The organism is Paraglaciecola marina, from assembly GCF_004360155.1.
Taxonomy (GTDB): Bacteria; Pseudomonadota; Gammaproteobacteria; order Enterobacterales; family Alteromonadaceae; genus Paraglaciecola; species Paraglaciecola marina.
Window position 1 is genome coordinate 1 of the sequence record NZ_SAIS01000070.1, and the last position, 909, is coordinate 909.

Annotated in this window: 1 protein-coding gene; it reads left to right on the forward strand. The window is 32.6% G+C overall.

Annotation, left to right across the window (positions count from 1 at the left end; genetic code table 11):
* Positions 1-107: 107 nt before the first annotated feature.
* The gene (locus EOK74_RS20695; RefSeq protein WP_239024195.1) at positions 108-803 is read left to right on the forward strand and encodes a hypothetical protein; all 696 of its coding nucleotides are present in this window, start codon (positions 108-110) and stop codon (positions 801-803) included.
* Positions 804-909 lie beyond the last annotated feature (106 nt).

Below are 909 nucleotides of genomic sequence, written 5' to 3' on the forward strand. Positions count from 1 at the left end.
CAGATTTCACGTAGCGACGCGTTTTTGTGGTCAAATTAGGTAGATTTTTAAAAAAAATTTTAAGGTGAGGGTTTTTCTACACCCTCGTTAGCTATAAGGAGTTCTACTTGGGCATTCGTATCATGAATTTTATTGAGAAATCCAATAAGGTATTGCTATTTTTCGCAGCGATATTTGTAATCATTGCAATTGGTAAAGACATAATTAGTGATCTTTTAAGAAAGGATTATTCCGAGCCAAAAGTACAAGTTATTGAGCATGATGATGCTCTAAAGGAAGAGCAAAAACCTAAATTAGAAAAAAGATATGTTGGTCAAATTAAAGAAGTCCATATTTTGGAAATAACTTCAGATAAAATAATTGAAGAACAATCTTATAGTGCAAATGCTGAAATGATGATTGTTTCATCCCCATTCAGCTTAAGCAGTAACGTAGTTAATCTAATGTTTACTAAAGAAGGTGAAATGAACAATTTGTTATTCGAGAATAACGCTCTAATTGTAGAATTTTCACCTACTCAAGAAAAAGAAACGGAATACCAAAATACATTAAGTAAAAATATCTACTCAGTCGCAAGACAAGACACAAACAAAGATGGGTATTTGAACCAATATGACAAAAAAGAGTTATTGGTCTCTGAGTATGATGGTACCAAGTTAAAATCTATAATGAATGATATACAAGGCTATCGAATCATTAATAATGATGTTGTTTTGGTGTATACGGCTACTGATAGTGATACGTTTTATTATACTTTTAATGTTTTATCAGGTGCGTTACTTAAGCTTGATACTAACTTATAGCTAACAAGTGCATCATGGTGGGAATTTTACTCGCTGGTAAAGCGCTCCTAAAATCCCCATATGTTAAGCGTTGAGGCTGTAGAAAAAGGTCAGAGATAGAAAATGG